Source organism: Streptomyces sp. WELS2, from assembly GCF_013870595.1.
Classification (GTDB): Bacteria; Actinomycetota; Actinomycetes; order Streptomycetales; family Streptomycetaceae; genus Streptomyces.
In genome coordinates this window covers 1-3,737 of record NZ_JACBWZ010000628.1, presented here as the reverse complement: position 1 = coordinate 3,737, position 3,737 = coordinate 1, and the positions used below count along the sequence as shown (strand labels likewise).

5 protein-coding genes are annotated in these 3,737 nt (G+C 74.3%); 3 read left to right on the top strand and 2 right to left on the bottom strand.

Annotation, left to right across the window (positions count from 1 at the left end; translation table 11 throughout):
- The first annotated feature begins 104 nt into the window (after nucleotides 1-104).
- Both H5J33_RS27005 and H5J33_RS27000 read left to right on the top strand, forming a co-directional pair.
- On the top strand, nucleotides 105-665 hold the full coding sequence (locus H5J33_RS27005) for an ABATE domain-containing protein (protein WP_181797455.1): 561 nt from the start codon (nucleotides 105-107) through the stop codon (nucleotides 663-665).
- Nucleotides 666-769: 104 nt separating this feature from the next.
- Nucleotides 770-964 carry a hypothetical protein gene (locus H5J33_RS27000; protein WP_181797456.1) on the top strand — a complete coding sequence of 65 codons (195 nt, stop codon included), beginning with the start codon at nucleotides 770-772 and terminating at the stop codon, nucleotides 962-964.
- On the opposite strand, the gene H5J33_RS26995 is transcribed toward H5J33_RS27000, so the two are convergent.
- On the bottom strand, nucleotides 911-1,555 hold the full coding sequence (locus H5J33_RS26995; protein ID WP_181797454.1) for a TetR/AcrR family transcriptional regulator: 645 nt from the start codon (nucleotides 1,553-1,555) through the stop codon (nucleotides 911-913). The two genes, H5J33_RS27000 and H5J33_RS26995, sit on opposite strands and share 54 nt — an antisense overlap.
- Before the next feature lie 160 nt (nucleotides 1,556-1,715).
- Between H5J33_RS26995 and H5J33_RS26990 the strand changes: the two genes are divergently transcribed.
- Nucleotides 1,716-2,501: an SDR family NAD(P)-dependent oxidoreductase gene (locus tag H5J33_RS26990; protein ID WP_181797453.1), complete on the top strand. Its 786-nt coding sequence runs from the start codon at nucleotides 1,716-1,718 to the stop codon at nucleotides 2,499-2,501.
- A gap of 97 nt (nucleotides 2,502-2,598) precedes the next feature.
- On the opposite strand, the gene H5J33_RS26985 is transcribed toward H5J33_RS26990, so the two are convergent.
- Nucleotides 2,599-3,737: ABC-F family ATP-binding cassette domain-containing protein (locus tag H5J33_RS26985; protein ID WP_181797452.1), on the bottom strand; the 1,139-nt coding region annotated here is incomplete at its 5' end.

Genomic DNA, 3,737 nt, shown 5'->3' with positions numbered 1-3,737 from the left:
CTGAGCCGGAGGCACCGCGGGTGGTGCCGCACCCGTTGCACGGCACCACCCGGAGCGGTGACGGGTTCTTGCACTCTCCGTCAGTCACCTGTCAAGATGGTGACGTGAACCCTGATCACGTCTTCGTATGCGGACACCCGGCCCTCGACTTCGCGGCGACCCTGCGCGCCCGGCGCTCGACCCGGTTCGAGATGTTCGTGACGCCGGACCGGCTCAACGCCTGGTACCTGGAGTGCGGACTCGTGGACACGATCACACCCGCCGACGAGTCGGACGTGCGGGAGGCGACCACCGTGCGCGAGGCCGTCTACCGCCTCGTCACCAACCGCCGCCTCGGTGCGGAGTTCGACCGCGAGGCACTCGCCGTGGTCAACGCCGCGGCGCGCAAGACGCCGGTGACACCGCAGCTCACCATCGCGGGCCGGCACAACGAGGCCACCCCGGCGCAGGCCCTGGCGACCGTCGCGCGGCAGGCCGTCGAACTGCTCAGCGGCCCGGACGTCCCGCTCATGAAGGAGTGCGGCAACCCCGAGTGCACGCGGGTCTACATCGACCGCTCCCGGGGCATGCGACGCCAGTGGTGCGGCATGGAGTCCTGCGGCAACAAGATCAAGGCCGCCGCCTACCGCGCCCGGAAGAAGGCCGCCCCCGCGCCCGCGCGATGACCCCCTGAGCTCCACCGCCGAAGACGGTCGGGAGCGACCCGCCAGGGGCCGGGCAGGCGACATCACCCGGTGCGCCCCCGGTCCGGACGCGGACGCCCGGGGCCTTGCCGGCGACTTCCGGGATCTACGCCGGCTGCGACGACGGCACGGTCTACGACCTGTCCTCTGGACCGCCCCCCCTCGCCGCCTACGACATCGCCGCCCACGTCGGCACCTACCGGGACACCGGCCGGCCGCCGGCCGTCCTACGGTTCGCGGACCGACGGCAACTCCTCCATTCCGCCGAGGAGTTGGCGTAGGCACCGGAGCGCGAGGGCGGCCGGCGAGCCCTCGCCCGTGACGCCCGCCTCCGTGACGGCCCAGGTCTCCAGCGCGATGCGGATCGCGTCCGTGGCCGCCGCCGCGACCAGGCGCACCTGCAGGGCCTCCAGGTGTCCGTCCGCCAGCCGGGCGACGACCGGGACGAGCCGTTCCTCCGACTCCTGGTTCACCCGGTACCACACCGCGCGCAGCGCGGGATCGTCCGCGGCGGCCCGCAGCAGTCCCCGGGTCCGCTCCAGCGCCGCGGCGGCCTCCTCGTCGGGTGCCGCCAGCGACTCCTCCACCGCCGTCCCCAGCGCCCGGAGCAGACCGGCCCCGGGTTCGGCCGCCTCCAGCAGCGCCCGCCACCGGTCGGCCCCGGCCGCGAGCAGGGGGCTCACCGCGTCCTGCTTGGAACGGAAGTAGCGGTAGAAGGTGCGCAGCGCGACGCCCGCGTGCCGGGCGATCTCCTCGGCGGTGGTCGCGTGCGGTCCCTGCGCAGCGAACAGTTCCGCCGCCGCGTGGGCGATGTCCAGCTGGGTCGCGGCCTTGCGGCGCTCGGTGAGGGAGGCGGACGGCTTGGTGCTCATCCCAGAAGAGTACGGCCCGGTGAGCCGAGACGGCACGCCATGACGAAATGGCAAATCGTGCCACCAAGGCGTACCGTGAAGGCCATCGGGCGTCGGACGGCAAGAGAACCGGCGTCGCACAGGGTCCGCCGCACCCCGGCGGGCCGGGCAGGAGACACACATGAACCGCTACGAAGGCCGCCGCGTGCTGATCACCGGGGGCGGCTCCGGCATCGGCCAGGCCACCGTGCTGCGCGTCCTCGCCGAGGGCGGCAGCGTGGTGGCCGCGGACGTGAGCGAGCAGGGGCTGCGGGACACCGAGGAGAAGGCGGCCGGGCACGCGGACCGGCTCACCACCCTGGTCATCGACGTCGCCGACGAGGCCTCCGTACGCGCCGGGGTCGCCGCCGCGACGGCCACGCTCGGCGGGCTGGACGTGCTGGTCAACGCCGCCGGGATCCTGCGCTCCTCGCACTCGCACCGGACGAGCCTGGAGGAGTTCACCCGTGTCCTGCAGGTGAACCTCGTCGGCACGTTCCTCGTGATCCGCGAGGCGATCCCGGCCCTGCTGGCGGGCCGGGACGCGGCCGTCGTCAACTTCAGCTCCACCTCGGCCGTCTTCGCGCACCCCTATATGGCGGCGTACGCGGCGAGCAAGGGCGGCATCCAGTCGATGACGCACGCGCTCGCCTCCGAGTACGCGGGCCGGGGCATCCGCTTCACCGCCGTGCAGCCCGGCTCCATATCCAGCGGCATGACCGACGGCAGCGGCGCCAGCGGACAGAGCAAGGGACCGGGGCTGCCCGCCGACGCCGACATGAGCCTGTTCGCGAAGCTCTCCCCGGCGCTCGGCAAGGGGTTCGCCGGCCCGGAGACGGTGGCCTCCGTCGTGGCGATGCTCGGCTCGCGGGACGGCGCGTTCATCACCGGGACCGAGATCCGCGTCGACGGCGGCACGCACTTCTGACCGCCGTACGGGGCCCGTCCCACCGGACGCCCGGGACGCCCTCCGGGCCGGGAGAGGCCGGCGGGCCCCCGTGCCCCGGCCCGGCACCCGCCCCGGGTCAGGCCAGGGCGACCAGGTCGCGGTAGTCCTCGCTCCACAGGTCCTCGTCCGCGTCCGGCAGCAGCAGGACCCGGTCCGGGCGCAGGGCGTCGATGGCGCCCACGTCGTGGGTGACCATCACGATCGCGCCGGGATACAAGTCGACCGCGTCCAGCACCTCGGCGCGGGAGGCCGGGTCGAGGTTGTTGGTCGGCTCGTCCAGCAGCAGCACGTTCGCCCCGGAGTGGACCAGGCCGGCCAGCGCCAGCCGGGTCTTCTCGCCGCCCGACAGCACGCCGGCGGGCTTGTCGGCGTCGTCCCCGGTGAACAGGAACGCGCCCAGGACACGCCGGGCCTCGCCAGGGGGCAGGTGCGGTGCGGCCAGGGCCAGGTTCTCCAGGACCGTGCGCCCGGGGTCGAGCGTGTCGTGCTCCTGGGCGAAGTAGCCCAGCCGCAACCCGTGCCCGTGCACCACCCGCCCGGTGTCGGGGCGCTCGGCACCGGCCAGGATCCGCAGCAGGGTCGTCTTGCCGGCGCCGTTCAGCCCGAGCACCACCAGCCGGCTGCCCCGGTCCACCGCGAGGTCCACCCCGGCGAGGACGCGGTGGCCGCCGTAGGACTTGGCGAGGCTGATGGCGCCGAGCGGCGTCCGCCCGCAGGGAGCGGGTTCGGGCAGCCGGATCCGCGCGGTCTTCTCGGCGCGCCGCCGCGGCTCCAGCCCGGCCAGCATCCGGTCCGCGCGCCGGGCCATGCTGCGGGCCATCGTGGCGGTGGCGGAGCGGGCCTTCATCCGGTCGGCCTGGGCGTGCAGCGCGGCGGCCTTGCGCTCGGCGCTCGCCCGCTCCCGGGTGCGGCGGCGCTCGTCCGCCTCGCGCCGGGTGAGGTACGTGCGCCAGCCCGTGTTGTGGATGTCGATCGTCGCCCGGGCCGGGTCCAGGTGGAAGACGCGGTTGACGACGTCGGCGAGCAGGGCCGTGTCGTGGCTGATCACCACCAGACCTCCCTGGTGGGCCCGGAGGAAGGCACGCAGCCAGGCGAGCGAGTCGGCATCGAGATGGTTGGTCGGCTCGTCCAGCAGCAGGGTGCGGTCGGTCCCGGCGAACAGGATGCGGGCCAGCTCCACGCGGCGCTTCTGCCCGCCGGACAGGGTGCCGACCG

Excerpts from the sequence above, each read along its gene's own strand:
- H5J33_RS26995 (WP_181797454.1), bottom strand. The coding sequence starts at position 1,555 with ATGAGCACCAAGCCGTCCGCCTCCCTCACCGAGCGCCGCAAGGCCGCG.
- H5J33_RS26990 (WP_181797453.1), top strand. The coding sequence starts at position 1,716 with ATGAACCGCTACGAAGGCCGCCGCGTGCTGATCACCGGGGGCGGCTCC.